Source organism: Aphanothece stagnina RSMan2012 (assembly GCF_046764815.1).
GTDB lineage: Bacteria > Cyanobacteriota > Cyanobacteriia > PCC-6307 > Cyanobiaceae > NIES-981.
Window position 1 is genome coordinate 1 of the sequence record NZ_JBKOUC010000007.1, and the last position, 26,571, is coordinate 26,571.

Here is a 26,571-nt window from a genome sequence, read left to right on the forward strand (position 1 = left end):
CCCCGAATTCGAGACCTTCTACACGAAGAACATCCTTCTGAACGAAGGCCTCCGCGCCTGGATGGCCCCGGCTGACCAGCCGCACGAAAACTTCGTCTTCCCTGAAGAGGTACTGCCCCGTGGAAACGCCCTTTAATTCCGGGCTGGTGAGTGTGGGGGGCAAGGACCTCGACTCCACCGGTTACGCCTGGTGGGCGGGCAACGCCCGCCTGATCAACCTCTCCGGCCGCCTGCTCGGCGCCCACGTGGCCCATGCCGGCCTCATGGTCTTCTGGGCCGGAGCGATGATGCTGTTCGAGGTGAGCCACTTCACCTTCGACAAGCCCATGTACGAGCAGGGGCTGATCTGCATGCCCCACGTGGCCACCCTCGGCTACGGCGTCGGCCCTGGTGGTGAGGTCACCGACCTCTACCCCTTCTTCGTGGTCGGTGTGCTCCACCTGATCAGCTCGGCCGTGCTCGGCCTGGGCGGCCTGTACCACGCGCTGCGTGGTCCCGAGATCCTTGAGAACTACTCCTCGTTCTTCTCCCAGGACTGGCGCGACAAGAACCAGATGACCAACATCATTGGTTATCACCTGATTCTTCTCGGCGTCGGCGCCCTGCTGCTGGTCTTCAAGGCCATGTTCTTCGGCGGTGTGTATGACACCTGGGCCCCCGGTGGCGGCGACGTGCGCCTGATCACCAACCCCACCCTCAATCCCGGGGTCATCTTCGGCTACCTGACCCGCGCGCCGTTCGGCGGTGAGGGCTGGATCATCGGGGTGGACTCGATGGAAGACATCATCGGTGGGCACATCTGGATCGGCCTGATCTGCATCTTCGGTGGCATCTGGCACGTGATCACCAAGCCCTTCGGCTGGGTGCGTCGCGCCTTCATCTGGAACGGTGAGGCTTACCTGAGCTACAGCCTCGGCGCGCTCAGCCTGATGAGCTTCATCGCCTCGGCCTACATCTGGTTCAACAACACCGCCTACCCCTCGGAGTTCTACGGCCCCACCAACGCCGAAGCCTCCCAGGCCCAGAGCTTCACCTTCCTGGTGCGCGACCAGCGCCTCGGCGCCAACATCGGTTCGGCCATGGGCCCCACCGGTCTGGGCAAGTACCTGATGCGCTCCCCCACCGGCGAGATCATCTTCGGCGGTGAGACCATGCGCTTCTGGGATTTCCGTGGCCCCTGGCTGGAGCCCCTGCGGGGCCCCAACGGCCTCAGCCTCGACAAGCTCCAGAACGACATTCAGCCCTGGCAGGTCCGCCGCGCGGCTGAGTACATGACCCACGCCCCCAACGCCTCCCTCAACTCCGTGGGCGGCATCATCACCGAGCCCAACTCGGTGAACTTCGTCAACATCCGCCAGTGGCTGGCCTCCACGCAGTTCGTGCTGGCCTTCTTCTTCCTGGTCGGCCACCTCTGGCATGCCGGCCGCGCCCGGGCTGCCGCCGCCGGCTTCGAGAAGGGCATCGACCGTCAGGCCGAGCCCACCCTGGCCATGCCGGATCTCGACTGATTCCTGGTTCAGGCCCCAAGGGCCTCGGGAGTTTCAGCAGATCTGAGCCAAGCCCTCGCCCTGCGGCGGGGGCTTTTTCATGCCGTGGTCGCGCTGTCAGATCTGGTCAGATCTTGGCGGCTGGCCGTCATGGCTGGTGCACACCCGCTCCATACCGTATGGACCAGCGTTGCCCGCAGCGCCTGCAACGCCAGTCCTCACACCCCCTCCCAACGATGAAAGCTCGGCCTCACAACGTCTGTCTCACCGCCCTGGCTGGGGCCGCGGCCGTGACGGCGGGCCTCCTGGCCACCCATGCACCGGTGGAGGCCCGGCCGGATCCCGTCTCCATGCCCGGCAGTGGCGTGATCTGCGATCAGGCCAGCCAGACCTGCTACGACCGCGATGGCGTCTCCCTGCCGCACACCCGCACGTACTTCGGTCCCCAGGCGGAACGCAGGCTCTGGAGCGGATTGATCGGTCGCCCCCCCAGCCGTGAATTCAGCCTGAGCAACGGCACGGTCTGTGACGTCCGCGAGGAGACCTGCTGGAGTGACGGCAACGGTCGTCGGCGCCTGGACCGGGAGATGACCCGCGAGCTGTTCGGCAAGGTGACCCGCCCAGACCGGGAGATCACCACCTATTCCGGCCGCTGCACCCTGGCCAGGGGCGCCAACCTGATGCACGACGGAACCTGCTCCCTGCGGCTCGTGGAGCGCCGGGACGGTGTGACCCGCTACGTGGTGAACCTGCCCGACGAACGGCGCTTCGTCTTCTCCGACCGCAGCGACCGCCTTCAAGTCACCGACGCCACGGGCTCCTGGCCGGTGACCTACATCGACCATGGTTACACCGGCGTGTTCCGCTGGCGTGACATGACCCTTGTGGCCACCCGGGCCAACAGTGGCCTGGGCCGCAGCCGCAATGCCAGCGAGGGCATCGGCGAACTGTTCAAGGATCGCTGAGTTCGTGATCGGCCAGCCAGCGCCGCAGCAGGGGCAGGCTGAGGCCGATCACATTGCTGAAGCAGCCCTCGATCCGTTCCACCAGCATCCCGCCCCGGCCCTCGAGGGCAAAGCCCCCGGCACACTGCAGGGGCTCACCGCTGGCGACATAGGCCAGGATCGAGGGCTCCCTCAGCAGGGCGAAGTGGACCCGGGTCGTCACCACAGCCTCGGCCGGCGACGGGGCGGCTGCCGGGGCAGGGGCCCGGGACAGCAAGCAGTGACCGGTGTGCAGCTCGCCCCAGTTCCCCGCCATCCGCCGCCAGCGGGCTGCCGCCTCCTCGGCATCCCGGGGCTTGCCGAACACCTCCCCCTCAAACACGAGCACCGAATCACAGCCGAGCACCGGGCCCTCACCAGGCTCGAGGCGGCCCCGCACGGCCTCGGCCTTGGCCCGGGCGAGGGCCACCACAAGGTCCCGGGGGTCGGAGCGCTGGAACAGCTGCTCATCCACCCCGCTCACCCTGACCCGATGGGGGATCCCGGCCTGTTCCAGCAGGCGCCGGCGCGCCGGTGAGGCGGAGGCAAGAACCAGCATGGCCGGGGGGGACTCGGGGAGAATCCCCCCATGAAACATCGGCCGGTGACCAGCCTCAGCCCCCTGTTGCGGGACGATCGAGCCCGGTCGCGGGCAGCCCAGGCGCTGCGCTGTCTGCCGTTCCGCCGGGCCTTCTATGAGCGGGTGGCATCCGAGCCCCTCAGCAGCACCGCCTTCTGCCGGCTCCCCGAGGCGGGCCAGCTCTGCCGCGGCAGGCTCAGCAGCCAGGGCGTGGAAGAGCACTGGCTCTGGCTGATCCGCCTCGGCGTGCTGCGCCGCGAGGTCGACGGTCAGGGTCTGACCGAACGGGTCAGGCTGACGCCGATGGGGCGGGAGCTGTTGCAGCTCTGGCCCGGCGAGATCCCCCCGGCCCCCCTGCTGGAGCGGCTTCACCATCAGCTGCGGCGCCGCCGCCCCCGACTGTGACGGCAGCATCGCGCCGCTTGGCAGGGCCCCCGGCCCTCATGGTGCTGGGCACCAGCAGCGGCGCGGGCAAGTCGCTGATGACCGCCGCCCTCTGCCGGGTGCTGCGGCGGCGGGGCGAGCAACCCCTGCCCTTCAAGGGGCAGAACATGAGCAACAACGCCTGGGTGGACGCCGGCGGGGGGGAGATGGCCTACTCCCAGGCCCTCCAGGCCTGGGCCGCCGGGCTGGAACCCCACCACACCATGAACCCGGTGCTGCTCAAACCACAGGGAGACAGCACCAGTGAGGTGATTCACCTCGGCCGCGCCGCCGGCATCGCCCGAGCCGAGCACTACTACCGCGACTGGTTCAGACCCGGCTGGGCCGCGATCCGTCAGGGGCTGGCGACCCTGCAGAGCGCCCACCCCGGGGGCCGGCTGGTGCTCGAGGGGGCCGGGAGTCCGGTGGAGGTGAACCTGCAGGCCCGCGATCTCACCAACCTGCGGCTGGCCCAGTTCCTGCGGGCCCGGTGCCTGCTGGTGGCGGACATCGAGCGCGGCGGGGTGTTCGCCCAGCTGGTCGGCACCCTGCAGCTGCTGTCCCCGGTGCAGCGCCCCCTGATCCGCGGTCTGCTGATCAACCGCTTCCGCGGCAGGCGGGAGCTCTTCGACGCGGGACGGCAGTGGCTCCAGGAGCACACCGGGGTGCCGGTGCTGGGGGTGATGCCCTGGCTGGAGGAGCTCTTTCCCCCGGAGGATTCACTCGATCTGCTGGAACGCCGCGGCCGCAAGCGCGAGTCGGAGCTGGAGATCGCCGTGCTGCGGCTGCCGTCGCTCAGCAACTTCTCCGACCTCGATCCCCTCGAGGCCGAACCGAGCGTGCAGCTGCGCTGGGTGCGCCCCGGGGACAGCCTGGGCCAGCCCGATGCCGTGATCCTGCCCGGCAGCAAGCAGACCCTGCGCGATCTCGCCAGCCTGCGCCGCCACGGCCTGCCTGCCGCCCTGGCGAGCTATCTGAGCGCCGGTGGGCACGTCTTCGGCCTGTGCGGCGGGCTGCAGATGATGGGGCAGGAACTGGCCGACCCCGAGGGGCTGGAAGGCGACGCCGGGGAGCAGGCAGGCCTTGGGCTGATGCCGCTGCGCACGGTCTTCGCCCCGGGCAAGGCGCTGCGGCAGCGCCGCAGCGCCGCCCTCTGGCCGCCGGGCTCCCCGCTCGAACTGCGGGGCTTCGAGCTGCACCGTGGCCACAGCGAGCTCCTGGGGGACGCCGGAGGGCCGGGGCAGCCGCAGTCGACGGCGCCGCTCTCGATCGACGCGGGGCTCGGATGGTGGCGCCCCGTGGGTGCATGCGGCGGCATGGCCGCGGGCACCTACCTGCATGGTGTGTTCGAGAGTGGCCCCTGGCGGCGACGCTGGCTCAACCGGCTGCGCGAACGGCGGGGACTGCCGCCGCTCAGCGAGCAGCAGCCCCACCATGGGGAGCAGCGTGAGCTGCTGCTCGAGCGCCTCGCCGACGCCTTCGAAGCCCACACCGACCTCACCCCCCTGCTCGCTCCCTGATGCCCAGCAGCGTCCTGCGCATCCACTGGCCGGATGGCACCACCAGCCAGGCCACCAGCGGTTCCGCCTGGCTGGAGGCGGCCCGGGCCGCCGGTGTGACCATCCCCACGGGCTGCCTGGGGGGGAGCTGCGGCGCCTGTGAGATCGAGGTCAACGGCCGGATGGTGAGGGCCTGCATCGCCACGGTTCCGCCAGCCCGCAGCGGCGAGCTGCGGGTGGAACTGGCCAGCGATCCCTACTGGTGAGCGATCCCCACTGATGAGCGTTCGGGCCTGGGAGGTGGTCAGGGTTGAATCAGCCCACCCCCCAGCAGCACCTCGCCGGCGTAGAAGACCGCCGCCTGGCCGGGGGTGATCGAGAACTGCTCCTCGGCGAAGTCCAGCCGGACCCTGTAGGGCCGTCCGGCCTGCCGGTCAGCCTCGCTGGCCGGCAGTGGGGTGAGCAGGGCCCGCTCCGGCCCGCTGCGGTAGCGCACCTGCACGGTCAGCTCGACGGGCTCCTCGGGCGGGGCCATCGACACCCAGTTCACCGCCCCCACGACGCAGGAGCCGCGGGCCGCCTCCGAGCGCGGGGCGACCACCACCCGGTTCATCGCCGCCTCCAGCCGCACCACATGCAGGGGCTCCCGCCAGGCGACCCCGAGCCCCTTGCGCTGCCCGATCGTGAAGTGCTCGATGCCGTCGTGGTGGCCGACCACGGTGCCATCAGCCAGCACGATCTCCCCCTGGCGCGGGGGCAGGTAGGCATCCAGAAAGGCCCGCATCGATCCATGGTGATCGGCCAGGCAGAGGTCCTGGCTCTCGGGCTTCTGCGCCGTCCGCAGGCCGTGGCGCTCGGCCTCGAGGCGCGTGTCGGCCTTGGTGAGCTCCCCGAGGGGAAACACCAGCCGGCCCAGGTTCCCCTGGGGAAGGTCGTAGAGGAAATAGCTCTGGTCCTTGCGCCCATCCAGGCCGCGCAGCAGCTGGTGCCGATCCCGGCCATCCCCAGGGACGGGCAGGGGATCACCGGCGGCGCCGTGACGCACCCGGGCGTAATGGCCGGTGGCGATCCGCTCGATCCCCCGCTCCGTCTCGGCCCAGGCGAGCATCGGGCCGAACTTCACCTCGCGGTTGCAGCGGGAACAGGGCAGGGGCGTCACCCCGGCCGCATAGCCAGCCACCAGAAAATCGACGATCTGGCCGCGGAAGTGCTCGCGGAAATCGACCACGTGGTGAGGCACCCCCAGCTGGTCACAGATCGCCGCGGCATCCACCAGGCCCTCGGCACAGCAGGCGCCCTTGCCGCTCATCAGCCAGAGGGTGAGGCCCTCCACCTGCCAGCCGGCTTCCACGAGCAGGGCGGCCGTGAGCGAACTGTCCACCCCTCCGGAGAGCCCCACCGCCACCCGATGCTCCCCGGGCCAGGCGCGCAGCCGCGCCAGGGCCTCGGCACCGGCGGGGGTGGCGCAGGAGCTGGCTGCAGGGGCGTCGCGGGGCAACGTGAGGTGTATGGCGGCCATGGTCTCCACCATGAGGTCTCCATCATGAGACCGAGCGCCCCGCCCCTGCCGTGTCCGAGCCGCCATCCCCACCGTCCTGGCCTTCCCGCGATGCCCGGCACCTCCTGGTCAGCGGCGCCCAGATGGCCGCCCTGGAGGAGCAGCTGTTCGCCAGCGGCCTGCCCGTCGAGGCCCTGATGGAGAAGGCCGCCCTGGCGGTGAGCCGGCGGCTGCTGGCACAGCATGGGCCGCGGCTCCGCAACAGCGGCGCCGTGGTGCTGGTGGGGCCGGGGCACAACGGCGGGGACGGGCTGGTGATCGCCCGGGAACTGCATCTGGCCGGGATCGCCGTGGAGATCTGGAGTCCGTTCGAGCGCAGCAAGCCGCTCACCGCCCTGCACCGGCGCCATGCCGACTGGCTGGGCATCGCGGCGGTCACAGGCACGCCGGATCCCGGCGGCGGCGCCCTCTGGATCGATGCCCTGCTGGGCATCGGCCAGCGCCGCCCCCCCGGGGAGCTGATCGAAGCGCTGCTGGCGCAGCGCCAGCAGCGCGCCCCCCAGGGGCTGGTGGCCGTGGACGTTCCCACCGGACTCTGCAGCGACAGCGGCATCTGCCTGGGTCAGGTGGCTGCCCGCGCCAGCCAGACCCTCTGCATCGGCCTGATCAAGCAGGGGCTGGTGCAGGACCAGGCTCTGGCCTGGGTGGGGCAGCTCGAGCGGATCGACCTCGGACTGCCGGCTCCCCTGCTGGCCAGCCTGCCCCAGGCCCAGCCGCTCGCTCTGGCGCCGGGCGACCTGGCGAACGCCCCCTGGCCGCGGCTCGAGCCGGCAGCCGGCAAATACGCCCGCGGGCGGGTGCTGGTGGTGGCGGGAAGCCGGCGCTTCCGGGGGGCGGGGCATCTGGCCCTGGCCGGTGCCAGTGCGGCCGGCTGCGGCAGCCTGCGGGCCGCCGGACCAGCGGGCCTGGGGGACGCCCTCCAGACCAGCGCGCCCCATGTGGTGGTGAGCCGGGAACTGGACGGCGACCCCCACGGCAACCTGCTGCTGGCCGGCCTGTCCTGCGCCGACCTGGAACGGCTCGATGCGGTGCTGGTGGGCCCCGGGCTGGGCTGCCCGCACCCGTCCACGGCATCGATCCCCTCCAGCCTGGCGGCGGCTGAACGGGAGAGCTGGGAGCGGCTGGGGGCCTTTGGCGGCCTGTTGGTGCTGGATGCCGACGGTCTCAACCGCCTGGCAGTGGGGGTGGCAGAGGGGGTGGCGGGCGGTTCGGACCCGACCCCCACCGCGTGGCTGCAGCAGCGCCGGGGACCGACCTGGATCACCCCCCATGCCGGGGAATTCGCGCGCCTGTTCCCCCAATGGGCCGAACGCCCACCCCTGGAGGCCGCGGCCGCCGCGGCCTGCCAGAGCGGTGTCGCCGTGGTGCTCAAGGGGGCCCGCAGCGTGGTGGCCGCACCCGATGGCCGCTGCTGGCAGCTGCTGGAGAGCGAACCCAACGCCGCCCGGGCGGGTCTGGGCGATGTGCTGGCCGGGTATGTGACGGCGGTGGGCGCCATGGCCCTGGCGGCAAGCGGTGAACCGCACCGCCCGCATCCGGCATCGGAGCTGACGACCGTGCTGGCCCCCGTGCTGGCCGCCGCCACCCTGGCCCATGCCGAGGCCGGCCGACGCCTGGGGGTCCTGGGCGGCCCGGGACGCTGCTCCCCACCGGCCATCGCCGCTGAACTGGCGGGCATCGGGCTCGACCCCGCTCGATCCTCAGGAGACAGCGGAGCTGCTTGGTCAGCAACGCCCAGCCAGAACTGACCACCCGGACCTTGCCGGAAAGGCTGATCGGTGCTTTGACCAATCAGCCCGCCGACAATTGTGTGGTTTTGCAAGCAAAAGCTGAAGCGTTACTGAAACTACACAGGGCATGCCATTTCTGGGTTGATAGTTTAACTCCCATTCCTGCGTCACGATGACCGCTTCCCCCTCAAGGGCCAGCGACAGCAGTCGCCGGCGCAGCAGTGATCCGATCAGCTGGTACCTGGCCAGCATCGGCCGGGAACCCCTGCTCACCCCTGCCGAGGAGATCGAACTCGGCAACCAGGTTCAGGTGATGATGCACCTGCTGGAGGAGGGGAAGGTGACCTACTCCGACCATGAACGCAAACTGCTGCGCATCGGCAAGCGCTCCAAGCAGCGGATGATGAAGGCCAACCTCCGGCTGGTGGTGAGCGTCGCCAAGAAATACCAGGGCAAGGGACTGGAACTGCTCGATCTCATCCAGGAAGGCTCCCTGGGTCTGGAGCGGGCGGTCGAAAAATTCGATCCCACCCGCGGTTACAAGTTCTCCACCTATGCCTTCTGGTGGATCCGCCAGAGCATGACCCGGGCCATCGCCTGCCAGTCCCGCACCATCCGCCTCCCCGTCCATCTCAGTGAACGCCTCAGCGCGATCCGCAAGGTGAGCCTGGATCTGGCCCACAAACTGGGCGCCATGCCCAGCCGTCAGGAAATCGCCGAGGCGATGGCCCTTCCCCTCGACGAGCTGGACAGCCTGCTGCGCCAGGCCCTCACCACCTCCAGCCTCGATGCCCCGGTGAATGGCGATGAAGGCCGCAGCTTCCTGGGGGATCTGATTGCCGATTCCAGCAACGAAGAGCCCCTGGACCAGGTGGAGCGGGGCATGCATCAGGAGCAGCTCGACCACTGGCTCACCCACCTCAGCGACCAGGAGCGTCAGGTGCTGCAGCTGCGTTTCGGCCTCGAGGGGGCCGATCGCCACACCCTCGCCGAGATCGGACGGCAGCTGGAGGTCTCCCGCGAGCGGGTCCGCCAGGTTGAACTGAAGGCCCTGCGAAAACTCCGGAACCTCACCCGGCGCATGCCCAGCAGCATCTGAGCCCACCACCGCTCGTCTACCACCCCGCCTATTCCGCCCCGCTGCCGAGCAGCCATCGCTTTCCGATGGCCAAGTTCCGGCTGCTCTTCGAGCTGCTCCAAAGGCAGGGCCTGGCCGACGCCACCAGCGTGCACCGACCGCTGCCCATTCCCCGGCGTTGGCTGGAGCTGGTGCACCCCCGCCGCTACCACCAGGCCTTTGCCCGCGATGAGCTGAGCCCAGGCGAGCAGCGCAGGATCGGGCTGCCCAGCAGCCAGCCCCTGGTGCGACGCACCTGGTTGTCGGTGGGAGGCACCCTGCTCACGGCGCGGCTCGCCCTGCGCCATGGGGTGGCCTGTCATCTGGCCGGCGGGACCCACCATGCCTTTCCCGACCAGGGGAGCGGCTTCTGCATCTTCAATGACGTGGCGGTCGCCGCCCGGGTTCTGCTGCAGGAAGGGAGCGTGGGGCGACTGGTGGTGGTGGATCTGGATGTGCATCAGGGGGATGCCACCGCGTTGATCTTTGCCGGAGATCCACGGGTGTTCACCTTCTCAGCCCATTGCGCCAGCAATTTTCCATTGCGCAAACAAGTGAGCGATTGCGATCTTCCCCTGGCGGATGGCCTGGAAGACCAGGAGTATCTGGCGGCCGTCGGTGATCACCTGCCCGAGCTGCTGGATCAGATCCAACCCGACCTGGTGCTCTACAACGCCGGGGTGGATCCCCACCGCGAAGACCGTCTCGGCAGGCTCTGCCTCACCGATCAGGGGCTGATGAACCGCGACAGGCTGGTGCTGGATGCCTGCCTGAGACGGCGCATTCCGGTGGCGACGGTGATCGGCGGCGGCTACGGCCCCCTGCCGGACCTGGTGAGGCGCCACGCACTGGTGTTCCGGGCTGCGGCGGAACAGGCCCGCCTGCACGGGCTGTGACATGGGCTGTGACACAGGCTTGGAAGGCCCCGGCTTTGACCGCTCTGCCAGTCAGGCCTGAGCCCAGTCAGTCCTCAGCCCAGATGTAACGGGTCAGTTCCTCGGGGCTCGGCTCGGGAGCCTCGAGGGCAAAGGCCACACAGTCGGCGATCTCCGCATCGATGTCCTTGTCGATGCCCTTGAGCTCCTCGGCCGTGGCGAGGGTGTGCTCCACCAGATGGGCCGCCAGGCGCTTGATCGGGTCACGCCGGGCCCAGAACTCCTTCTCCGCCTCGGCCCGCAGTTCGTCAGGATCGGCCAGGGAATGGCCCCGGTAGCGGTAGGTGAGGCACTCCAGCACGGTGGGGCCTTCACCGGCCCGGGCCCGTTCGATGGCCCGCTGGGCGGCGGCGCGCACGGCGAGCACATCCATGCCGTCGACCTCCTCGCCGGCCATGCCGAAGGCCGCGGCCTTGCGCCAGATTTCCGGATCACTCGTGGCGCGGTTGTGGTCCATGCCGATGGCCCACTTGTTGTTCTCCACCACGAACAGGATGGGGAGCTTCCAGAGCGCCGCCATGTTGAGGCACTCGTAGAACTGACCGATGTTGCAGGTGCCGTCGCCGAAGAACGCCGCGGTCACGGCGTCACTGCTGGCATCGCCGAGGGCATCGCGCTTGTAGCGGCTGGTGAAGGCGGCCCCCAGAGCCACGGGAATGCCCTCGCCGATGAAGGCATAGCCACCCAGCAGGTGGTGCTCCCGTGAGAACAGGTGCATGGAGCCCCCCCGGCCCTTGCTGCAGCCCGTCTCCTTGCCGAAGAGCTCGCTCATCACCTCGCGGGCGGGGACGCCGCAGCTGAGGGCATGGACGTGGTCGCGGTAGGTGCTGCAGAACCAGTCGTGCTGAGCCTTCATCGCCTTGATGACGCCCGTGCTCACGGCCTCCTGGCCGTTGTAGAGATGCACGAAGCCGAACATCTTGCCGCGGTAGTACATCTCCGCGCACTTGTCTTCGAATCGGCGCCCCAGCACCATGTCCCGGTAGAGCATCAGCCCCTCGTCCCGGGTCACCGTGGCGGGCGTGGCGGGGTAGAGGTTCTCGAGCCGTTCGGCGTGGGGGCCGGCCACGTGGGTGGAATCGGCGGAGCAGCCGGGAGCTCCGGATCCGGCCAGGGCGGAATCCGCCGTCATATCGCGACTGGTGTCGGCCTGGGTCATGTCGGGAAGTCCGTCGGGCGGCCCTTCAGCGAAGGCGGAAGCTGCACGAACTGTACGGGGTCTGGCAGCCACGACTGTGATCGGGGCAGCCAAAACCGAAGACCCTGACTACAGTCGGCCTCCAGTTGGCCGCATGGGTTGGAACTGCCGATCGATCACTTCCGGTTGCTCGGTGTCAGCCCGACCACGGACGCCCAGTCGGTGCTCCGCACCCTGGAGCACCGGCTCAACCGGGCTCCCGACGACGGATTCACCAGCGAGACGCTCCAGGCCCGCGAGGCCCTGCTGCGTGACAGTGCCGACCTGCTCACCGACACCGCCCGACGCCAGGTCTACGAGGCCGAGCTGACGGCCCATGCCGGCACGGGCCATCCCGTCCATGGCCTGAAGATCCCGAGCAGCCGGGAACTGGGTGGCCTGCTGCTCCTCCTCGAGGCTGGCCAGCCCCTGGAGTGCTTCGACCTGGCCTGCCGACGGCTGCAGCCTCCCCAGGCTCCGACACTCGGCAGCGGCCGCGAAACGGACCTCAGCCGCCTGGCCGCTCTGGCCTGTCTGGCGGCCTCCCGGGAGCAGAAGGACCACCGCCTCTATGAAGCGGCCGCCCATACCCTGCGCAGCGGGCTGCAGCTGCTGCAGCGGGTGGGCCAGCATCCGCACCTGCGGCAGGCGATCAGCGAGGAACTCCAGCGCCTGCGTCCCTTCCGGGTGCTCGATCTGCTCAGCCGCAACCTCGCGGCGATCGAGGAACGCTCCGAAGGCCTGGCACTGCTGGAGGAGCTCGTGCGCGACCGGGGGGGGCTCGAGGGTGATGCGGACCCGACCCTCAGCCCCGAGGACTTCCAGGCCTTCTTCAAGCAGATCCGCGACCATCTCACCGTCCAGGAGCAGATCGATCTGTTCAGTCGCTGGGCCAGCGACTCGCCCGCCGCCGATTTCGTGGCGAGCACGGCCCTCACCGCGTCCGGCTTCGCCCAGCGCAAACCGGAGCGGATCGCCGAAGCCCAGCAGCGGCTGGAGTCCAGCGGGCTGGAGGGACTCCAGCCCCTGCTGGCCTGCCTGCACCTGCTGCTCGGCCAGGTGGAGGCGGCCCAGCGTGCCTTCCAGGTGGGGGCCGACCCAGCCCTGCTGCGCTGGGCCGAGAACCAGAGCAGTGATCCCCTCGGCCAGCTCTGCGCCTGGTGCAGTGAGTGGCTCGCCCGGGATGTCCTGCCCCACTACCGCGATCTGGAAGCCGAAGCCGACCTTGAGGCCTACTTCGCCGACCGGGATGTGCAGGCCTACATCGAACGGCTGGCTCCCCCTGTGCTGTCGCCTCCGTTCGACAGTCCAGGTCTGGATCCCTTCAGCAACCCCTTCACCGCTGCACAGGGCTCGGCCGAGTCGGGACCGTTCCGTCCCCCCCTGGAGCCGGAGGCCCCGGGCGGAGACGACTTCGACGACGAACTCGACTGGCAGGAGAGCTGGATGCCCCACTGGCCCCCCCAGTGGCGTCTCCCCTCGCTGAACTGGCCCTCCTGGCGCCCCCCCGGCGGACGCCGTGGTCTGATCACGGCTGCGGCCGTGGCCGCCGGGGTGCTCGGCCTCGGCCTGGTCGCCCTGCTGCGCCCCCGCCCACCGGCCACGCCGATCGTGGTCCAACCCGTCGCCGGGGAGGCACCGCCCGGCCAATCGGCTGAGAAACCAGCGGGGCAGCAGGCCGGACAACCGGCCAGCAGCACTCCGACGGCCCCCCAGTCGACGGCACCCCAGTCGACAGCCAGCCAACCGACACCCTCCCAACCGGCAGCCGCACCGCTGCGCAGCGCCGAGCCCTCCGAGGCCGAGATCAAGGCCCTGCTGGAACGGTGGCTCGCCGCCAAGGCCGCCGTTCTGGCGGGCAAGGAGGCGGGGCAGCCCCTCGACTCCCTCGCGCGCCCCGCCCAGATCGAGCGGCTCGAACAGGAACGCCGCGACGATGCGGCCCGCAATGAGACCCAGGCGATCACCACCGCCGTGGAAGGGTTGACCATCACGGAACAGGGGCCCAACCGGATCGCCGCCGAGGCCACGATCCGCTACAGCGACCAGCGTCGGGGGCCGGATGGCAATCCCCTCGGCCAGGCCAGCCAACTGGAGCTGCGCAACCGGTATGTCTTCGGCCGCGATGGGGACGTCTGGCGACTGGCCGGCTTCGGGCCGACCCGCTGACGCCGGCTCGCGCGGCGCCGCTTGTTCGGCAGCATCCTGCTGTGCAGCTCCTTCTGCAGCTCCGCTTTTTACGATCAACCCACCCGGCGGCAACCACCGCCCCTGCTCCCCTGAGACCCGGCCTCGATGTTCGACGAGCTTTCCCAGCGGTTTGAAGACGCCGTCAAGAACCTGCGCGGCCAGGGGACCATCAGCGAAACCAACGTCGACGGGGCCCTGAAGGAGGTGCGGCGCGCCCTGCTGGAGGCCGATGTGAGCCTGCCGGTGGTGAAGGACTTCGTCGCCGAGGTGCGGCGCAAGGCCCTCGGGGCCGAGGTGGTGCGCGGCATCAGCCCGGATCAGAAGTTCATCCAGGTGGTCCACGAGCAGCTCGTGGACACCATGGGCGGCGAGAACGCCCCCCTGGCCGCCGGCGGCAAGCCCGGTGCGCCCTCGGTCGTGTTGATGGCCGGCCTGCAGGGTGCAGGGAAAACCACCGCCACCGCCAAGCTCGGCCTCCACCTCAAGGATCAGGGCCGCAAGGCGCTGCTGGTGGGGGCCGACGTGTACCGCCCGGCGGCGATCGAGCAGCTCAAGACCCTCGGCGGCCAGATTGGCGTGGAGGTGTTCAGCCTGGGCACCGAGGCCAAGCCCGAGGCCATCGCCGCCGCCGGGATCGAGAAAGCCAAGGCCGAGGGCTTCGACACGGTGCTGGTGGACACCGCCGGACGCCTCCAGATCGACCAGTCGATGATGGAGGAGATGGTGCGGATCCGCGAGGCCTGCAGCCCCGACGAGGTGCTGCTGGTGGTGGATTCGATGATCGGCCAGGAAGCGGCCGAGCTCACCCGCGCCTTCCACGAGCAGGTGGGCATCACCGGCGCCGTGCTCACCAAGCTCGACGGCGACTCCCGCGGCGGCGCCGCCCTCTCGATCCGCAAGGTGAGCGGCGCGCCGATCAAGTTCATCGGCACCGGCGAGAAGGTGGAGGCACTGCAGCCCTTTCACCCGGAGCGGATGGCCAGCCGCATCCTCGGCATGGGCGATGTGCTCACGCTGGTGGAGAAGGCCCAGAAGGAGGTGGAGCTGGCCGATGTGGCCAAGATGCAGCAGAAGCTCCAGGAAGCCACCTTCGACTTCTCCGACTTCGTGCAGCAGATGCGCCTGATCAAGCGCATGGGCTCCCTGGGCGGCCTGATGAAGATGATCCCGGGCATGAACAAGATCGACGACGGCATGCTCAAACAGGGCGAAGAGCAGCTCCGGAAGATCGAGGCGATGATCGGCTCGATGACCGAAGCCGAGCGACGCGATCCCGATCTGCTGGCCGCGGCACCCTCCCGGAGGCGGCGCATCGCCGGCGGCAGCGGCCACAGTCCGGCCGACGTGGACAAGGTGCTGGCGGACTTCCAGCGCATGCGCGGCTTCATGCAGCAGATGACCCGGGGTGGCGGGATGCCGGGGATGCCGGGGATGGGCGGCGGATTCCCGGGGATGGGGGGAATGCCCGGAATGGGGGGCGGCATGCCGGGCATGGGGGCGGCCGGCAACCGGGCCGGGAGCCCCCGCAAGGCCCCCAGGCCAGCCAAGAAACGCAAGGGGTTCGGCCAGCTCTAGGCACCCGAAGAGGTACTCTGGTTGTTTGGACACTTAGCGGCACAGCCACGATGATCAAGCTCCGCCTGAAGCGGTTTGGCAAGAAGCGGGAAGCGAGCTTCCGCCTGGTGGCCACCAACAGCACGTCCCGCCGGGACGGGCGCCCGCTCGAGGAGCTCGGCTTCTACAACCCGCGCACCAAGGAGACCCGGCTCGACACCGAGGCCATCCGCGCCCGTCTCGCCCAGGGTGCCCAGCCCACCGACACGGTGCTGACCCTGCTCGAGCGTGGCGGCCTCGTCGAGAAGCGCGTGCGTGCTTCCGTGGTGGTGGGGCAGGCCAAGCAGGCCGCAGCCCGCGAAGCTGCCGCCAAGCAGGCGGCCAAGGAGGCCGCCGAAGCCAAGGCCGCCGAGGCTGCCGCTGCTGCGGAAGCCGCCGCTGAAGCTCCAGCCACCGCCGAGGCTTGAGTCCCGGCCCGATGGGCGGGCTGGAGCAGCCCACCAAGGCCTCGGTCTGCCTGCCCGACACCAGCGCAGCCCTCGCTCTGGCGGGGCAGGGGGAGGTCAACCTCCGGCGCCTCGAGGCCCTGACGGGAGCCTCGCTGGTGCTGCGTGGTCTCGAGCTCTGCATCAACGCCAGGCCCAACCAGCTGGAGCGCACCCAGACCCTGATCGAGATGCTGCGCCCCCTCTGGCAGGAGGGGCAGGGCATCAGCGAGGTCGATGTCCAATCCGCCCTGCAGGCCCTGGACACCGGCCGCAGCGCCGAGCACCGCTCCCTGGGGGAGCAGGTCCTGGCCCGCAGCCAGAGCGGCCAGCTGCTGCGGCCGCGCACGCTGCGCCAGAAGGCCTACGTCGAGGCGATGGAATCCCATGACCTCACGGTCGCCCTGGGTCCCGCCGGCACGGGCAAGACCTTCCTGGCCACCGTGCTGGCGGTGCGCATGCTCAATGAGCGCAAGGTCCAGCGGCTCGTCCTCACCCGCCCGGCCGTGGAGGCCGGCGAGCGGCTGGGATTCCTGCCCGGGGACCTCCAGCAGAAGGTCGACCCCTACCTCCGTCCGCTCTATGACGCGCTGCACGCGCTGCTGGGGGCGGAACGCACCTCGGCCCTGCTCGAGAAGGGTGTGATCGAAGTCGCACCCCTGGCTTACATGCGGGGCCGCACCCTCGCCGATGCCTTCGTCATCCTCGACGAGGCGCAGAACACCACCACGGCCCAGATGCGCATGGTGCTGACGCGCCTCGGGGAGAACTCCCGCATGGTGGTGACCGGGGACCCCACCCAGCTGGACCTGCCGCCGGGGGTGATGAGCGGGCTGAGCGAGGCGGCCCAGGTGCTCGATGGGGTGGAGGGTGTGGCGATCTGCCATCTCTCGGCGGCCGATGTGGTGCGTCACCCGCTGGTGCAGCGGCTGGTGAACGCCTACGCCCAGCGCGATGCCCGCCGGCCCCTGCGGGAGCCGGCCCGCCGTTCATAGGGAGATCCGCACCTGCCGCGAGCCCCGGTGCCCTGCCGCCACCCGCTCGACACTGGCAGGATGGTTCCAGTTCGAAACTCTGGGGCGTCATGCCTGCCAGCAGCAATTTCCAGGAGGCCATCCGCGAGGCGCAATCCAGCGCCCTGGTGGGGCCCAATGTCGTCAACAGGGCCCTTCCCTACGTGGGGGGCGGCATGGTGCTCACCGCCGGCGGCGTGCTCGGAGGCCTGACCCTGATGGCCAGCAGCCCGGGGCTGTTCATGCCCCTCTTCTGGGTGGCCCTGATCGGCAACTTCATCCTCTTCTTCGTGGCCCAGAACGTGGCCATGAAGGGCAACAACGGCACGGCCCTGCCCCTGCTCGCCACCTACAGCCTGATCACCGGCTTCACCCTGAGCGGGATCGTGGCCTACGCGCTCAGCGTCGCCGGGGTCGGAGCCATCGGCACCGCCACGCTGGCCACCGGCATCACGTTCGTGATCGCCTCGGTGACCGGCCGCCGCATGAGTGACAGCGTCGGCCAGGCCCTCAGCGCCGTGGTCGGTCTGGGCATCATCGGCCTGCTCATCGCCATGGTGGTGCAGATCGTGGGGAGCCTGTTCGTGCCCGGCATGTTCGGGGGCAACGGTTTCGAGTTGCTGATCGCAGGCTTCGGCACCGTGCTGTTCATCGGCGCGGCCTTCGTGGACTTCTACACGATGCCCCGCACCTACAGCGACGAGCAGTACCTGGCCGGTGCCCTGGGGATGTACCTCACCTACATCAATCTGTTCATCTTCATCCTGCGCCTGATCATTGCCCTCCAGGGTGGAGGCCGCCGCGACTGAATGTGCCTGGCGGCTGAGATCCGTCGCGGGCCCTTCTCATCCGGCGACCACCGCCTCAGCGCCCCCATCCGGGGCGCTTTTTCTTGGTCAGGCGTTGCATGGTCAGGGTCGGAATATCGAGGGCTCAGGTCTCCGCCACCGCCACGACGGCCCTCGCGATCGCCTCCCGCTGCTCCGCGTCGTAACCCCAGCGCTCGAGGAAGGCGACATCCGCGCCGCTGCCGTGGCGGGCGGCTTCGAGCAGGCCTTCGAGTCGCTGCTTGACGGCCTGGGGCTCGAGCAGGCGAAGCAGCTCGGTGCAGCGGCTGGCCACCCGTTCGGAGGAGGCCTCCTGACCCCCATCCCCGGCGCGCCGGTGGTGGAGCGCCATGGCGGTGCTCATGGCCAGGTTGCGGGCGGAGAGGTCCACCACGCCATCGCCCGCGGCCCGCAGCTGCTGGACCAGCGGCTCGGGCAGGCGGTCCATCAGGGGGCAGTCCCCGGCCAGGCTCACCACGAAGAAGCCGCGGGCCCCGTCGCGGCTGGACACGAGCTCACCGATCCGATCGGCCAGCACCTCCTCGCTCAGTTCACCGTTCTCCCACAGTCCCAGCCACTGGGCGGTGATTTCCATCGCCTGCGGGAAGGAGGGTTCGAGGGGCGGCGCAGTCATGGTGTGAGGAAACCCAGGGAAGGGCGAACAGACCTGAGGTTATGGAACCAGGGCCACCACGGGTCCCTGCGGACTGGCACTGTTGGAGGGATGGACCCTTCCGACCAGCCCCCCAGCGCTACGGCCCCGCAGGCCGAGGAGGGAGTGCTGCTGCCGATCCCTGATCCCGCCGAATCAGCGCGACTGCTGGGGCAGCCGGATGGGGTTGAACCGTTCCGTTCCGGTTTCGTGGCCCTGATCGGGCGGCCCAACGTGGGCAAATCCACCCTGCTCAACCAGCTGGTGGGCCAGAAGGTGGCGATCACCTCCCCGATCGCCCAGACCACCCGCAACCGGCTGCGGGCCATCCTCACCACCCCCCAGGCCCAGCTGGTACTGCTCGACACCCCGGGTATCCACAAGCCCCACCACCTGCTCGGCGAACGGCTGGTGAAGACCGCCCGGGGCGCCATCGGCGAGGTGGACGTGGTGCTGCTGCTCGTGGACGGCAGCCAGCCGGCCGGCCGCGGCGACGGCTTCATCGTCGAACTGCTGCGGCACTGCAGGGCGCCGGTGCATGTGGCCCTGAACAAGCACGACCTGGTCAGCCCCGAGCGGCGGCAGGAGCTCGCGGCCAGCTACCGGGAGCTGCTGGCCGGTGGCGGCCAGGACGCGGATCCTGGGGGGCCTCCGCCCCTGGACTGGCCCCTCCACCCCGTCAGCGCCCTGACGGGAGCGGGCACCTCCGAACTGGTGCAGGCCCTGAGTGCGGCCCTGCCGCCTGGCCCCCACCTCTATCCGGCCGACGCCGTCAGCGACCAGCCGGAGCAGCTGCTGATGGCCGAGCTGATCCGCGAACAGGTGCTCAGCCACACCCGCGAGGAAGTCCCCCATTCGGTGGCCGTGAGCATCGACCGGGTCGTCGAGGATGGGCCCCGCACGGCCGTGCTGGCCACGGTGCTGGTGGAGCGCTCCAGCCAGAAGGGCATCCTGATCGGCAAGGGGGGGCGCATGCTCCGGACCATCGGCCAGGGCGCGCGCCTCCAGATGGAAAAGGTGTTCGCCGGCCCGGTCTACCTGGAACTGTTCGTGAAGGTGGTGCCCGGCTGGCGCCGCAGCGCGGCCAGGCTGGCGGAGCTGGGGTATCGGGGCGACTAGCCCCGCAGCCTCGCCACCCGAGCGGTGGGGAAGGGGAGCTGAGAAGATGGCTCCATGACTGAAACGCCCGCCACCGCCACCGCCACCCCCACCGCAGCGCCGCCGCCCTTCCCTCCCCAGGAGATCGGTGACTTCCTGCGGTTCTGTGCGGGCGAGTGGATGAGCCTGCGCAGCCAGTTCGCCCTCGACGCCGCCGCGGCGGGGGAGCAGGGGGACGAATGGCACAGCAGCGAGCGGGGGGAGCTGGTGGTGGCCTTTCTGGAGCCGCTGGAGGCCAGCCGCGATCCCGGGGGCCTGAGCGTGGGGCCGAAGGGCGGCGTGCCCCGCCAGCTTCAGTTCAGCGCTGATGGCCGCTTCTCCGCGGCCCACGGCGGCGAAGGGCACTGGGAGCTCTGGCCTGACGGCAGCCTCGAGCTGCGGATCCGCAAGGGCAGCGGCGAGGTTCGCGAGCGCATCTGGTTCACCAAGCCCAACCTGCGGCTGCGCAGCACGGTGGAACACCCGGGGGACGGCCTCCCCGCCCGGGCCAGCTTCAGTTCCGAGATTCGCCGCGTCAGCCGGCCCGCGACCGGGGCCTGAGCGCCATGCGTCTCGATGTGGTCAGCCTGGCCCCCGATGCCTTCGCGCCGCTGCTGGCGCTGGGGGTGATCGGTCGGGCCTTCGCGGCCGGAATCGCCTCGCTGCACCTGCACAACCCGCGGGACCACGCCAGCGACCGGTACCGCAAGGTCGACGACGAGCCCTACGGCGGTGGCGCCGGCATGGTGCTCAAGCCCGAGCCGGTATTCGCCGCCGTGGAGGCGATCCCCGTGCTGCCGCGGCGGCGGGTGCTGCTGATGAGCCCCCAGGGCCAGCCGCTCCGCCAGGCCGACCTGCGGCGCTGGGCCAGCAGCTGCGACCAGCTGGTGCTGCTCTGCGGCCACTACGAGGGCTTTGACGAGCGGATCCGCAGCCTGGCCGACGAAGAGGTGTCGATCGGCGATTTCGTGCTCACGGGCGGCGAGCTGCCCGCGGCGGTGATCATCAACGGCGTGGTGCGGCTGCTGCCGGGCACGGTGGGAACCGAGGCCTGCCTGGAGGACGAGAGCCATTCCAACCTGCTGCTCGAGCACCCCCACTACACCCGGCCCGCCAGTTTCCGCGGCCTCGAGGTGCCGGCGGTGCTGCGCAGCGGCGACCACGGCGCCGTGGCCCGCTGGAGAGCCGAACAGCAGCAGACGCGCACCTCGGAGCGCCGGCCGGACCTCTACGCCCGCTGGCAGGCCGCCCGAAACCCCGCGGGTCAGTCCTCGACTGAGGAGTCGAGCAGCCCATGCTGATCACGACCACACCGACGGTCGAAGGTCGGCCGATCCTCCGCTACCTCGGGGTGGTGCATGGAGAGACCATCCTGGGCGCCAACATCTTCCGCGACCTGCTCGCCAGCGTGCGGGACGTGGTGGGTGGCCGCGCCCGGGCCTACGAGGACGCCCTGCAGAAGGCACGCGATGCCGCCATGGACGAGCTCGACAGGCGGGCCCGGCTGATGGGAGCCGATGCAGTGGTGGGCCTCAGCCTCGACTACGAGGTGGTGGGGCAGGCCGGCGGCATGCTGATGGTGTGTGCCACCGGCACCGCCGTGCAGCTGACCGTCCCCCTGCCGCCGGCACCGGCGCCCCCTCAGGTCTGACCCTGCTGCAGTCCCTTCAGGGCGGCGAGCAGGGACGCCGGACTCTGGGGATCCACCATGAGCACGCTGCCGCCCTTCGCCTGGGCCAGTTGCTCCCCCATGGCCATCCACTCACTGGCCAGCAGAAGCCGCAGGGCCTCTGCGGTGGCGGGGTTGGCCTCGATGGCTTCGGCCAGACGGGTGGCGGCGGAAGCCCGGGCTTCGGCCTGCAGGGTCTGCTGGCGGGCCTCGGCCTCGGCCTGCAGGATCAGGGCCTGGGCCCGCCCCCGGGCGGCATTGAGCTCGCTCTCCTTCACCCCCTCGGAGCGCAGGATCGCCGCCCGCTTTTCGCGTTCGGCGGTCATCTGCTGCTCCATCGCCTGCTGCACCCCGGCGGAGGGCTTGATGTCGCGCATTTCCACCCGGGTCACCTTCACGCCCCAGGGATCGGTGGCCTGGTCGAGCTCCCGCAGCAGCGCCTCATTCACCTCCTGGCGGGTGGTGAAGGTCTGGTCGAGGTCGAGCTTGCCCATCTCGGCGCGGATCTGGGTGAGCACCAGGTTCACCATCGCCGCCTGCAGGTTGTCGACGGCGTAGTAGGCCCGGGCGTGCTCCAACAGTTGCCAGTAGACGACCGCATCCACCTCGATCGAGACGTTGTCGCGGGTGATGCACTGCTGGGGCGGAATGTCGAGCACCCGTTCCTTGAGCGACTCATGGCTCACCACCTTCTCCACCACCGGCAGCACGAAGGAGAGGCCCGGCTGCAGCTGGCGGTCGTACTTGCCCAGCCGCTCCACGAGTCGCGACTGACCGCCGCTGGTGACCTTGACGCTGTTGAGGCCGAGGAAGGCCATCACCACCAGCGCCGGCAGGCCGAGGACGGGTTCCATGGTGCAAAGGGTGCAGCGCGGTCCAACCCTAAGCAGCATGGATGGTGCACACCATCCACTCCGCATGGCCCTGGCCTCCGTGATCTGGCTGCTGGTGGGACTGGCGCTGCTGGGGGTCGAGTGGCTGGGCGCGGAGTTCGATGGCCTCCTGGAAGCGGGCGTGGCCGCGCTGCTGGTCTCCGTGCTCTGCGCCCTGCTGCCCTGGCCGCCCCTCGTGCAGGTGGGGGTGTTCGCCGCACTGAGCCTGGCGGGTCTGCTCGCCCTGCGCCGCTGGGAGCGTCAGAGCCGCGAACGTGCCATCCCCGCCAGCAGCCGCAGCCAGCGGGCCGAGGTGATCGGCGGCTTCGAGGGGAATGCGGAGGGGCGGGTGCGCTGGCAGGGCCAGAGCTGGGCCGCCACCAATCTCGAGGCCGGCCAGAGGCTGCCGCCCGGCACCGCGGTGACCGTGATGGGCCGCGATGGCAACCATCTGCAGGTGCTCCCCGAGCCCACGGCAGGGGGTGGTGGTGGAAACTGAGCGCAGCGGGAGGCTGGCGTCATGCAGCTGCGGATCGGCAACGGCTACGACATCCATCGCCTGGTGCCCGGGCGGCCGCTGATCCTGGGGGGACAGCGGCTCGACCACCCGGACAAGCTCGGTCTCGATGGCCACAGCGACGCCGACGTGCTGGTGCATGCCCTGATGGACGCCCTGCTGGGGGCAGTGGCCCTGGGGGACATCGGCCAGCACTTCCCCCCCGAGGAGGCCCAGTGGAAAGGGGCCGACAGCCTGGTGCTGCTGGAGCGGGTGATGGCCCTGGTGCGGGAACGGGGCTGGGAAGTGATCAACCTCGATGCCGTGGTGGTGGCGGAGCGCCCCAAACTGAAACCCCACATCACCGCGATGCAGGCCGCCATCGCCACCCGCCTGGGCCTGGCCAGCGATCAGGTGGGCATCAAGGCCACCACCAACGAACGGCTCGGCCCCGAGGGGCGGGAGGAAGGCATTGCCTGCCATGCCGTGGCCCTGCTGCAGAAGCCATGATCCGGCCAGGCCCACCACAGCCCCGGCGCCCGCGATGGACGGGGCTTCCTAGGCTGGTGGCGCTGTCGCTGGGCCTGTTGCTGCTGCTCAGCAGCCACCCTTCGGCCAGCCTGGCCGCCCCCCCCGCCAATTCCACGCCGGCCGCCATCGCCACGGTTCTGGATCGCGACACAGTGCCTGATTCCCCCTACCGCACAGAAGGCCCCGTGGTCGAAATCCTCAGGCTCAAGGTGCCCGCCCCGCTGCGGCAGGCCTGGCTGCGGGCCGAACGGGCCAGCTGGGAGCCCTGGCTGCGCCAACAACCCGGCTTCCTCGATCGCCAGGTGCTCTGGGATCCCGCCAACGAGGAGGCCACCCTGCTGATCCGCTGGGCCGACCGGGCCTCGTGGCAAGGCATTCCGGCCGAGGAGGTCCAGAGGATCCAGCAGGCGTTCGAGAGCCTCGCCCGGGAACACACGGGCACGGCGCGGGGCAACCCGTTCCCGCTGGTGTTCGAAGGCGAACTGGTGCCCCAATGACAGCCCGCCCACCCACGGCTGCCCTGATGGGTCGAGCTGACCGCGAGCCCCCCGGACCGTGAGCCCAACGGACTATGTGCTCGGCTGCGATCCCGAGGAGGTGCAACGGCTGGGGCGCCAGCACGCCATCTGGCGGGAGGATTGCCAGGAAGGCTGGCGGCGGGGAGGGTTCGCCAGCGGGCAGCACCTGCTCGACCTGGGGTGCGGCCCAGGGTTCGCCAGTCTCGAGCTGGCCGACCTGGTCGGCAGCCACGGCAGGGTGCTGGGCGTTGATGCGTCGGAGTCCTTCATCAGCCATCTGCAGGCCCAGGCCCGCCAGCAGGGACTCTCCCAGCTGGACAGCCTGCGGCTCGATCTGGCCCAGCCCACCCCGGACCGGTGGCGTCAGGCCATTCCCAGCGGAGCATGGGATGGGATCTGGTGCCGCTGGCTGGCGATGTTCCTGCCCCGGCTCGATCCCCTGCTCGACCTGATCGCCCGGGCCCTGCGCCCCGGCGGACGGCTGGTGCTGCAGGAGTACGTGCGGTGGGACACCTTTTCCCTGCACCCCCAGGGCGCCGAGCTGGCCCGCTTCGTGGCCCGCTGCATCGCCCACTGGCGCAGCCACGGCGGGGACCCGGACGTGGCCTCCCGCCTGCCGGCCCTGCTGGAGCGGCGGGGCCTGCGACTGCGCCAGTGCCGCAGCCTGATCGCCTGTGGCACCGGCCACGACCCGAAGGCCCGCTGGTTGCACGACTTTCTGGACACCTACCCCTCCCGGCTGATCGCCGCAGGGGTCTGGAGTCCGGCGGAGCAGGAGGCCCTGGAGGCCGAACGCCGCCGCTCGACTCACCAGGCCAGCCTGTGGATGACGCCCGGCCTGATCGAAATGGTGTGGGAGCAGCCATGACCACGGCGGAACACCGGCTGGATCTGCAGCGCCGCCGCAGGCTGGGGATGGTCGAGGCCGTCTGGGGGGAGAACAAGAGCCCGGAACAGATCGCCGCCATCGCTGTGGGGCTGCAGGAGGCAGGCGAGGTGCTGCTGGCCACCCGGATCTCCGCCGAGAAGGCCGAGGCCGTGATCGCCCTGCTGGGCACGCCGGGGGTGCAGCACCATCCCGAGGCCCGCTGCCTCACCAGCCCCGAGCTGCCGGCGGCCATCCCGGAGCGGGGACGGGTGGGGATCGTGGCCGGGGGGACCAGTGATCTGGCGGTGGCCCGGGAAGCCCAGCTGTCCCTCGCCTGCCACGGCATCGCCTCGGAGCTGGTGCTGGATGTGGGCGTGGCCGGACTGCACCGCTTGCTCGACCAACTCGAGGGGTTGCGCCAGGCCGACGTGCTGATCGCCTGTGCCGGCATGGAAGGCGCCCTGCCCACGGTGCTGGCGGGCCTGCTGCCCCAACCGGTGATCGGTGTGCCGGTGTCGGTGGGCTATGGCGTCAGTGCCGGCGGCCTGGCCGCGCTGAACGGCATGCTGGCCAGCTGCGCCCCAGGCCTGACCGTGGTCAACGTGGACAACGGCTACGGGGCTGCGATGGCTTCGCTGCGCATTCTCTCGGGGCGCAGCCTGGGGGCCCCGCTGGCCCCGGGAGCCTTGGGATCCAGCTCCAGCACAGCCTCGAGCCAGAGCTGAAGCGGCCGGGCGAGAACGCCCTGCTCATAGCGCTCGATCGCCTGCAGCAGAACAGCGGCATTGACCCACTGGATCGGCCGGGATCCCATGGTGCTCGAGGCGATTGAGCCGCAGTGTGCTGGGCTTCCCGGGAGGGTGCAAGGCCCTCCCGGATACCGTTCGGATGCACCCCTCCAGATCGGTGAAGCCGCTAGATCGGGGACCCCAGCTGAAACCGGGCCCCCGGGTGGCGTCAGAGATGCTGCAGCTGGGGGTAGGCCGTCAGCAGCTCTTCCATGCTGAACACCTCGCCGACCCCGTCGGGCTGCCAGATCACCTCGATCGCCAGCAGATCGGAGGCCGGCACGCCCCCGAGCGCCTGGAGCGAAGACCGCAGCTGCTCCGCCGTACCGGCCCCCTTCAGGGCCAGCCTCTGGCGCGTGGCGACCAGCAGGGTCACCGCGATGAAGTCGCTGCTGGCGTCACTGTCACCGGCCGCCTCCGGGGCCGCCGTGAGGCGCTGACCGGCCACGTTGGTGGTGAGCTCGCGGTCGAGCTTGCTGCGCTCGGCCATCGAGAGGCGGTTGAAGGTGGCCTCGGCGCTGGCGAAGGGGACCTGCCCCACCTCGGCATTGGCGTAGACCCAGAGATCGGGATGGCGCAGCAGGGCCAAGGTGGTCTCCTGGAGGACGGTCTGAAGACCGATGCTGCTGGAGGTGTCCGCACGGCCGGCCAGCCCCCGCAGATCGCTCTGGAGGTCCCTGGCGGAAGCCAGAAGACCCACCTGAACCTGGCTGATCGTCACGGGACCATCGGGCCTGCTGACGTAACCACCGCCATCAGGCAGCGCCGGACTGCCGCCCGAGCCCCGTACGGCATTGGCGATCAGGCCCACCACGGCCATCAGGATCAGGAAGCCGAACAGACCGCCGCCGCCGAAGCCGAAGATCGGAATCAGGAAGGGGAAGCCGATGCCACCACCGCCGTAGCCACCTCCATAACCGCCACCGCGATAGCCACCGCCGCCGTAGCTGCGGGGCATCGAGGGGGCCGAGCGGAAGCTGCCGCCACCGATCCGCCCGCCACTGGCGGCCATGGAGGGATCGGGCGCCAGGAGCAGCAGGCTGAACACCAGGGCCGGAAGGGCCAGCCAGCTCAGGGTGCGGCGCAGCAGCAGGGGCGCCGGCCGGCAGGGCGTGGAGCGAGGCTGGAGATCTGACCGGAGACCTGATGCGTGCGGATCCGGCAGGACGGGGGGGTTGGGGCGTTGAAGGGGCGGCAAAAGCGCCGGTGCAAGTGAAAAAAATCTAGGAGCCACCTCCCACGATGGTGACGACCTCGAGCACATCGGATTCCACCACCGTCTGCTCAGCCCAGTGCTGGCGGGGCAGGATCGCGCCGTTGTATTCCACCACCACCAGCTGGGGGCGATAGCCGAGCTGCTCCAGCACCTGCTCGAGCCGCAGGCCCCGGCCACAGCGGCGCGGCTCACCGTTCAGCTGGATCGCGATCCCGGCCGTCCCGTCCGCTGCCCGGCTGCCGGCGTCCTTGTCGGGGTGGGGATCA

Annotated in this window: 28 protein-coding genes and 2 pseudogenes; 23 read left to right on the forward strand and 7 right to left on the reverse strand. The window is 70.2% G+C overall.

Translation table 11 applies throughout. The features are described 5' to 3' along the window. The 3 genes and pseudogenes from ACLNEE_RS06010 to ACLNEE_RS06020 all read left to right on the forward strand — a co-directional run. Positions 1-136, forward strand: a pseudogene (locus ACLNEE_RS06010) (photosystem II D2 protein (photosystem q(a) protein)); the annotation flags it as partial. Beyond that, positions 120-1,508, forward strand: a complete 1,389-nt coding sequence (gene psbC / locus ACLNEE_RS06015) for a photosystem II reaction center protein CP43 (protein ID WP_411424445.1) — start codon at positions 120-122, stop codon at positions 1,506-1,508. The pseudogene ACLNEE_RS06010 and the gene psbC, both read left to right, overlap by 17 nt. 215 nt (positions 1,509-1,723) lie before the next feature. Next, positions 1,724-2,452, forward strand: coding sequence for a YcgJ family protein (locus ACLNEE_RS06020; RefSeq protein ID WP_411424446.1), 729 nt, complete (start codon positions 1,724-1,726; stop codon positions 2,450-2,452). Here ACLNEE_RS06020 and ACLNEE_RS06025 read toward each other — a convergent pair. Beyond that, positions 2,439-3,029: a Maf family protein gene (locus ACLNEE_RS06025; protein WP_411424447.1), complete on the reverse strand. Its 591-nt coding sequence runs from the start codon at positions 3,027-3,029 to the stop codon at positions 2,439-2,441. The two genes, ACLNEE_RS06020 and ACLNEE_RS06025, sit on opposite strands and share 14 nt — an antisense overlap. A gap of 45 nt (positions 3,030-3,074) precedes the next feature. Here ACLNEE_RS06025 and ACLNEE_RS06030 point away from each other — a divergent pair, with 45 nt between their 5' ends. The 3 genes from ACLNEE_RS06030 to ACLNEE_RS06040 are packed head-to-tail and all read left to right on the forward strand — an operon-like array spanning position 3,075 to position 5,238. Beyond that, positions 3,075-3,455: an Npun_F0494 family protein gene (locus ACLNEE_RS06030; protein WP_412006899.1), complete on the forward strand. Its 381-nt coding sequence runs from the start codon at positions 3,075-3,077 to the stop codon at positions 3,453-3,455. 38 nt (positions 3,456-3,493) lie between these two features. Next, complete coding sequence (locus ACLNEE_RS06035) at positions 3,494-4,993, forward strand: cobyric acid synthase (protein ID WP_411424453.1); 1,500 nt, start codon at positions 3,494-3,496, stop codon at positions 4,991-4,993. Continuing rightward, positions 4,993-5,238 carry a 2Fe-2S iron-sulfur cluster-binding protein gene (locus tag ACLNEE_RS06040; RefSeq protein ID WP_411424449.1) on the forward strand — a complete coding sequence of 82 codons (246 nt, stop codon included), beginning with the start codon at positions 4,993-4,995 and terminating at the stop codon, positions 5,236-5,238. Before ACLNEE_RS06035 ends, ACLNEE_RS06040 begins: the two co-directional genes overlap by 1 nt. 38 nt (positions 5,239-5,276) lie before the next feature. Here the strand turns inward: ACLNEE_RS06040 and mnmA are convergent, their stop codons facing one another. Then, entirely contained in the window at positions 5,277-6,491 is a 1,215-nt protein-coding gene (gene mnmA, locus ACLNEE_RS06045; protein ID WP_411424450.1) for a tRNA 2-thiouridine(34) synthase MnmA, read from the reverse strand. 50 nt (positions 6,492-6,541) lie between these two features. Here mnmA and ACLNEE_RS06050 point away from each other — a divergent pair, with 50 nt between their 5' ends. The 3 genes from ACLNEE_RS06050 to ACLNEE_RS06060 all read left to right on the forward strand — a co-directional run bounded on the left by ACLNEE_RS06050 (position 6,542) and on the right by ACLNEE_RS06060 (position 10,273). Further along, complete coding sequence (locus ACLNEE_RS06050; protein ID WP_411424451.1) at positions 6,542-8,278, forward strand: NAD(P)H-hydrate epimerase; 1,737 nt, start codon at positions 6,542-6,544, stop codon at positions 8,276-8,278. A gap of 154 nt (positions 8,279-8,432) precedes the next feature. Next, the gene (locus tag ACLNEE_RS06055; protein ID WP_411424452.1) at positions 8,433-9,359 is read left to right on the forward strand and encodes a sigma-70 family RNA polymerase sigma factor; all 927 of its coding nucleotides are present in this window, start codon (positions 8,433-8,435) and stop codon (positions 9,357-9,359) included. Positions 9,360-9,424: 65 nt separating this feature from the next. Continuing rightward, complete coding sequence (locus ACLNEE_RS06060; protein WP_412006900.1) at positions 9,425-10,273, forward strand: histone deacetylase family protein; 849 nt, start codon at positions 9,425-9,427, stop codon at positions 10,271-10,273. Positions 10,274-10,340: 67 nt separating this feature from the next. Here the strand turns inward: ACLNEE_RS06060 and pdhA are convergent, their stop codons facing one another. Next, positions 10,341-11,471: a pyruvate dehydrogenase (acetyl-transferring) E1 component subunit alpha gene (gene pdhA, locus ACLNEE_RS06065; protein WP_412006901.1), complete on the reverse strand. Its 1,131-nt coding sequence runs from the start codon at positions 11,469-11,471 to the stop codon at positions 10,341-10,343. A 138-nt stretch (positions 11,472-11,609) separates the two neighbouring features. On the opposite strand from pdhA, the gene ACLNEE_RS06070 reads away from it, so the two are divergent. From ACLNEE_RS06070 to ACLNEE_RS06090, 5 genes and pseudogenes are all read left to right on the forward strand, one after another. After that, a complete protein-coding gene (locus ACLNEE_RS06070; RefSeq protein ID WP_411421738.1) occupies positions 11,610-13,658 on the forward strand; it encodes an ARC6/PARC6 family protein in 2,049 nt (682 codons plus the stop codon). Positions 13,659-13,784: 126 nt separating this feature from the next. Beyond that, positions 13,785-15,254: a signal recognition particle protein gene (gene ffh / locus ACLNEE_RS06075; protein WP_411421737.1), complete on the forward strand. Its 1,470-nt coding sequence runs from the start codon at positions 13,785-13,787 to the stop codon at positions 15,252-15,254. A 50-nt stretch (positions 15,255-15,304) separates the two neighbouring features. Next, positions 15,305-15,541 (forward strand): annotated as a pseudogene (rpsP, locus tag ACLNEE_RS06080) (30S ribosomal protein S16); the annotation flags it as partial. 170 nt (positions 15,542-15,711) lie between these two features. Further along, a complete protein-coding gene (locus ACLNEE_RS06085) occupies positions 15,712-16,713 on the forward strand; it encodes a PhoH family protein (RefSeq protein ID WP_411421748.1) in 1,002 nt (333 codons plus the stop codon). Positions 16,714-16,802: 89 nt separating this feature from the next. Then, positions 16,803-17,540 (forward strand): Bax inhibitor-1/YccA family protein, encoded by a 738-nt coding sequence (locus ACLNEE_RS06090; RefSeq protein WP_411421736.1) that lies wholly within the window; start codon positions 16,803-16,805, stop codon positions 17,538-17,540. A 124-nt stretch (positions 17,541-17,664) separates the two neighbouring features. On the opposite strand, the gene ACLNEE_RS06095 is transcribed toward ACLNEE_RS06090, so the two are convergent. Beyond that, on the reverse strand, positions 17,665-18,192 hold the full coding sequence (locus ACLNEE_RS06095; RefSeq protein ID WP_411421735.1) for a hypothetical protein: 528 nt from the start codon (positions 18,190-18,192) through the stop codon (positions 17,665-17,667). A 90-nt stretch (positions 18,193-18,282) separates the two neighbouring features. Here ACLNEE_RS06095 and era point away from each other — a divergent pair, with 90 nt between their 5' ends. The 4 genes from era to ACLNEE_RS06115 are packed head-to-tail and all read left to right on the forward strand — an operon-like array spanning position 18,283 to position 20,998. Next, positions 18,283-19,329, forward strand: a complete 1,047-nt coding sequence (gene era / locus ACLNEE_RS06100; protein ID WP_411421734.1) for a GTPase Era — start codon at positions 18,283-18,285, stop codon at positions 19,327-19,329. A gap of 54 nt (positions 19,330-19,383) precedes the next feature. After that, the gene (locus tag ACLNEE_RS06105; protein ID WP_411421733.1) at positions 19,384-19,908 is read left to right on the forward strand and encodes a phycobiliprotein lyase; all 525 of its coding nucleotides are present in this window, start codon (positions 19,384-19,386) and stop codon (positions 19,906-19,908) included. Between the two features lie 5 nt (positions 19,909-19,913). Continuing rightward, entirely contained in the window at positions 19,914-20,648 is a 735-nt protein-coding gene (gene trmD / locus ACLNEE_RS06110; protein WP_411421732.1) for a tRNA (guanosine(37)-N1)-methyltransferase TrmD, read from the forward strand. After that, a complete protein-coding gene (locus ACLNEE_RS06115) occupies positions 20,642-20,998 on the forward strand; it encodes a heavy metal-binding domain-containing protein (protein WP_411421731.1) in 357 nt (118 codons plus the stop codon). Before trmD ends, ACLNEE_RS06115 begins: the two co-directional genes overlap by 7 nt. Here the strand turns inward: ACLNEE_RS06115 and ACLNEE_RS06120 are convergent. Beyond that, positions 20,989-21,870 carry an SPFH domain-containing protein gene (locus tag ACLNEE_RS06120; protein ID WP_411421730.1) on the reverse strand — a complete coding sequence of 294 codons (882 nt, stop codon included), beginning with the start codon at positions 21,868-21,870 and terminating at the stop codon, positions 20,989-20,991. The genes ACLNEE_RS06115 and ACLNEE_RS06120 overlap by 10 nt on opposite strands. 64 nt (positions 21,871-21,934) lie before the next feature. Here ACLNEE_RS06120 and ACLNEE_RS06125 point away from each other — a divergent pair, with 64 nt between their 5' ends. Genes ACLNEE_RS06125 through larB form a run of 5 tightly spaced genes read left to right on the forward strand, consistent with a single transcriptional unit; the run spans position 21,935 to position 25,026 of the window. Next, positions 21,935-22,387, forward strand: a complete 453-nt coding sequence (locus tag ACLNEE_RS06125) for an NfeD family protein (RefSeq protein ID WP_411421729.1) — start codon at positions 21,935-21,937, stop codon at positions 22,385-22,387. A 21-nt stretch (positions 22,388-22,408) separates the two neighbouring features. Then, positions 22,409-22,894 carry a 2-C-methyl-D-erythritol 2,4-cyclodiphosphate synthase gene (ispF, locus tag ACLNEE_RS06130; protein ID WP_411421728.1) on the forward strand — a complete coding sequence of 162 codons (486 nt, stop codon included), beginning with the start codon at positions 22,409-22,411 and terminating at the stop codon, positions 22,892-22,894. A 56-nt stretch (positions 22,895-22,950) separates the two neighbouring features. Continuing rightward, positions 22,951-23,412, forward strand: a complete 462-nt coding sequence (locus ACLNEE_RS06135; protein WP_411421727.1) for a TIGR03792 family protein — start codon at positions 22,951-22,953, stop codon at positions 23,410-23,412. Between the two features lie 58 nt (positions 23,413-23,470). Beyond that, positions 23,471-24,301, forward strand: a complete 831-nt coding sequence (locus tag ACLNEE_RS06140; RefSeq protein WP_411421726.1) for an SAM-dependent methyltransferase — start codon at positions 23,471-23,473, stop codon at positions 24,299-24,301. Beyond that, positions 24,298-25,026: a nickel pincer cofactor biosynthesis protein LarB gene (gene larB, locus ACLNEE_RS06145; RefSeq protein ID WP_411421725.1), complete on the forward strand. Its 729-nt coding sequence runs from the start codon at positions 24,298-24,300 to the stop codon at positions 25,024-25,026. Before ACLNEE_RS06140 ends, larB begins: the two co-directional genes overlap by 4 nt. Positions 25,027-25,258: 232 nt before the next feature. Here larB and ACLNEE_RS06150 read toward each other — a convergent pair whose 3' ends face one another. Together ACLNEE_RS06150 and thiS are read right to left on the reverse strand one after the other, a co-directional pair. Next, positions 25,259-26,287 carry a DUF1517 domain-containing protein gene (locus tag ACLNEE_RS06150; protein WP_411421724.1) on the reverse strand — a complete coding sequence of 343 codons (1,029 nt, stop codon included), beginning with the start codon at positions 26,285-26,287 and terminating at the stop codon, positions 25,259-25,261. A 25-nt stretch (positions 26,288-26,312) separates the two neighbouring features. Then, positions 26,313-26,516 carry a sulfur carrier protein ThiS gene (gene thiS / locus ACLNEE_RS06155; RefSeq protein WP_411421747.1) on the reverse strand — a complete coding sequence of 68 codons (204 nt, stop codon included), beginning with the start codon at positions 26,514-26,516 and terminating at the stop codon, positions 26,313-26,315. Between the last annotated feature and the right edge of the window lie 55 nt (positions 26,517-26,571).

Coding starts and splice junctions, on each gene's coding strand:
- ACLNEE_RS06060 (WP_412006900.1), top strand. CDS start 9,425: ATGGCCAAGTTCCGGCTGCTCTTCGAGCTGCTCCAAAGGCAGGGCCTG.
- ACLNEE_RS06090 (WP_411421736.1), top strand. CDS start 16,803: ATGCCTGCCAGCAGCAATTTCCAGGAGGCCATCCGCGAGGCGCAATCC.
- era (WP_411421734.1), top strand. CDS start 18,283: ATGGACCCTTCCGACCAGCCCCCCAGCGCTACGGCCCCGCAGGCCGAG.
- ACLNEE_RS06120 (WP_411421730.1), bottom strand. CDS start 21,870: ATGGAACCCGTCCTCGGCCTGCCGGCGCTGGTGGTGATGGCCTTCCTC.
- ffh (WP_411421737.1), top strand. CDS start 13,785: ATGTTCGACGAGCTTTCCCAGCGGTTTGAAGACGCCGTCAAGAACCTG.
- ACLNEE_RS06125 (WP_411421729.1), top strand. CDS start 21,935: ATGGCCCTGGCCTCCGTGATCTGGCTGCTGGTGGGACTGGCGCTGCTG.
- trmD (WP_411421732.1), top strand. CDS start 19,914: ATGCGTCTCGATGTGGTCAGCCTGGCCCCCGATGCCTTCGCGCCGCTG.
- ACLNEE_RS06055 (WP_411424452.1), top strand. CDS start 8,433: ATGACCGCTTCCCCCTCAAGGGCCAGCGACAGCAGTCGCCGGCGCAGC.
- ACLNEE_RS06040 (WP_411424449.1), top strand. CDS start 4,993: ATGCCCAGCAGCGTCCTGCGCATCCACTGGCCGGATGGCACCACCAGC.
- ACLNEE_RS06035 (WP_411424453.1), top strand. CDS start 3,494: ATGGTGCTGGGCACCAGCAGCGGCGCGGGCAAGTCGCTGATGACCGCC.
- ACLNEE_RS06025 (WP_411424447.1), bottom strand. CDS start 3,029: ATGCTGGTTCTTGCCTCCGCCTCACCGGCGCGCCGGCGCCTGCTGGAA.
- larB (WP_411421725.1), top strand. CDS start 24,298: ATGACCACGGCGGAACACCGGCTGGATCTGCAGCGCCGCCGCAGGCTG.
- pdhA (WP_412006901.1), bottom strand. CDS start 11,471: ATGACCCAGGCCGACACCAGTCGCGATATGACGGCGGATTCCGCCCTG.
- ACLNEE_RS06085 (WP_411421748.1), top strand. CDS start 15,712: ATGGGCGGGCTGGAGCAGCCCACCAAGGCCTCGGTCTGCCTGCCCGAC.
- ACLNEE_RS06115 (WP_411421731.1), top strand. CDS start 20,642: ATGCTGATCACGACCACACCGACGGTCGAAGGTCGGCCGATCCTCCGC.
- ACLNEE_RS06095 (WP_411421735.1), bottom strand. CDS start 18,192: ATGACTGCGCCGCCCCTCGAACCCTCCTTCCCGCAGGCGATGGAAATC.
- ACLNEE_RS06020 (WP_411424446.1), top strand. CDS start 1,724: ATGAAAGCTCGGCCTCACAACGTCTGTCTCACCGCCCTGGCTGGGGCC.
- ispF (WP_411421728.1), top strand. CDS start 22,409: ATGCAGCTGCGGATCGGCAACGGCTACGACATCCATCGCCTGGTGCCC.
- ACLNEE_RS06105 (WP_411421733.1), top strand. CDS start 19,384: ATGACTGAAACGCCCGCCACCGCCACCGCCACCCCCACCGCAGCGCCG.
- mnmA (WP_411424450.1), bottom strand. CDS start 6,491: ATGGCCGCCATACACCTCACGTTGCCCCGCGACGCCCCTGCAGCCAGC.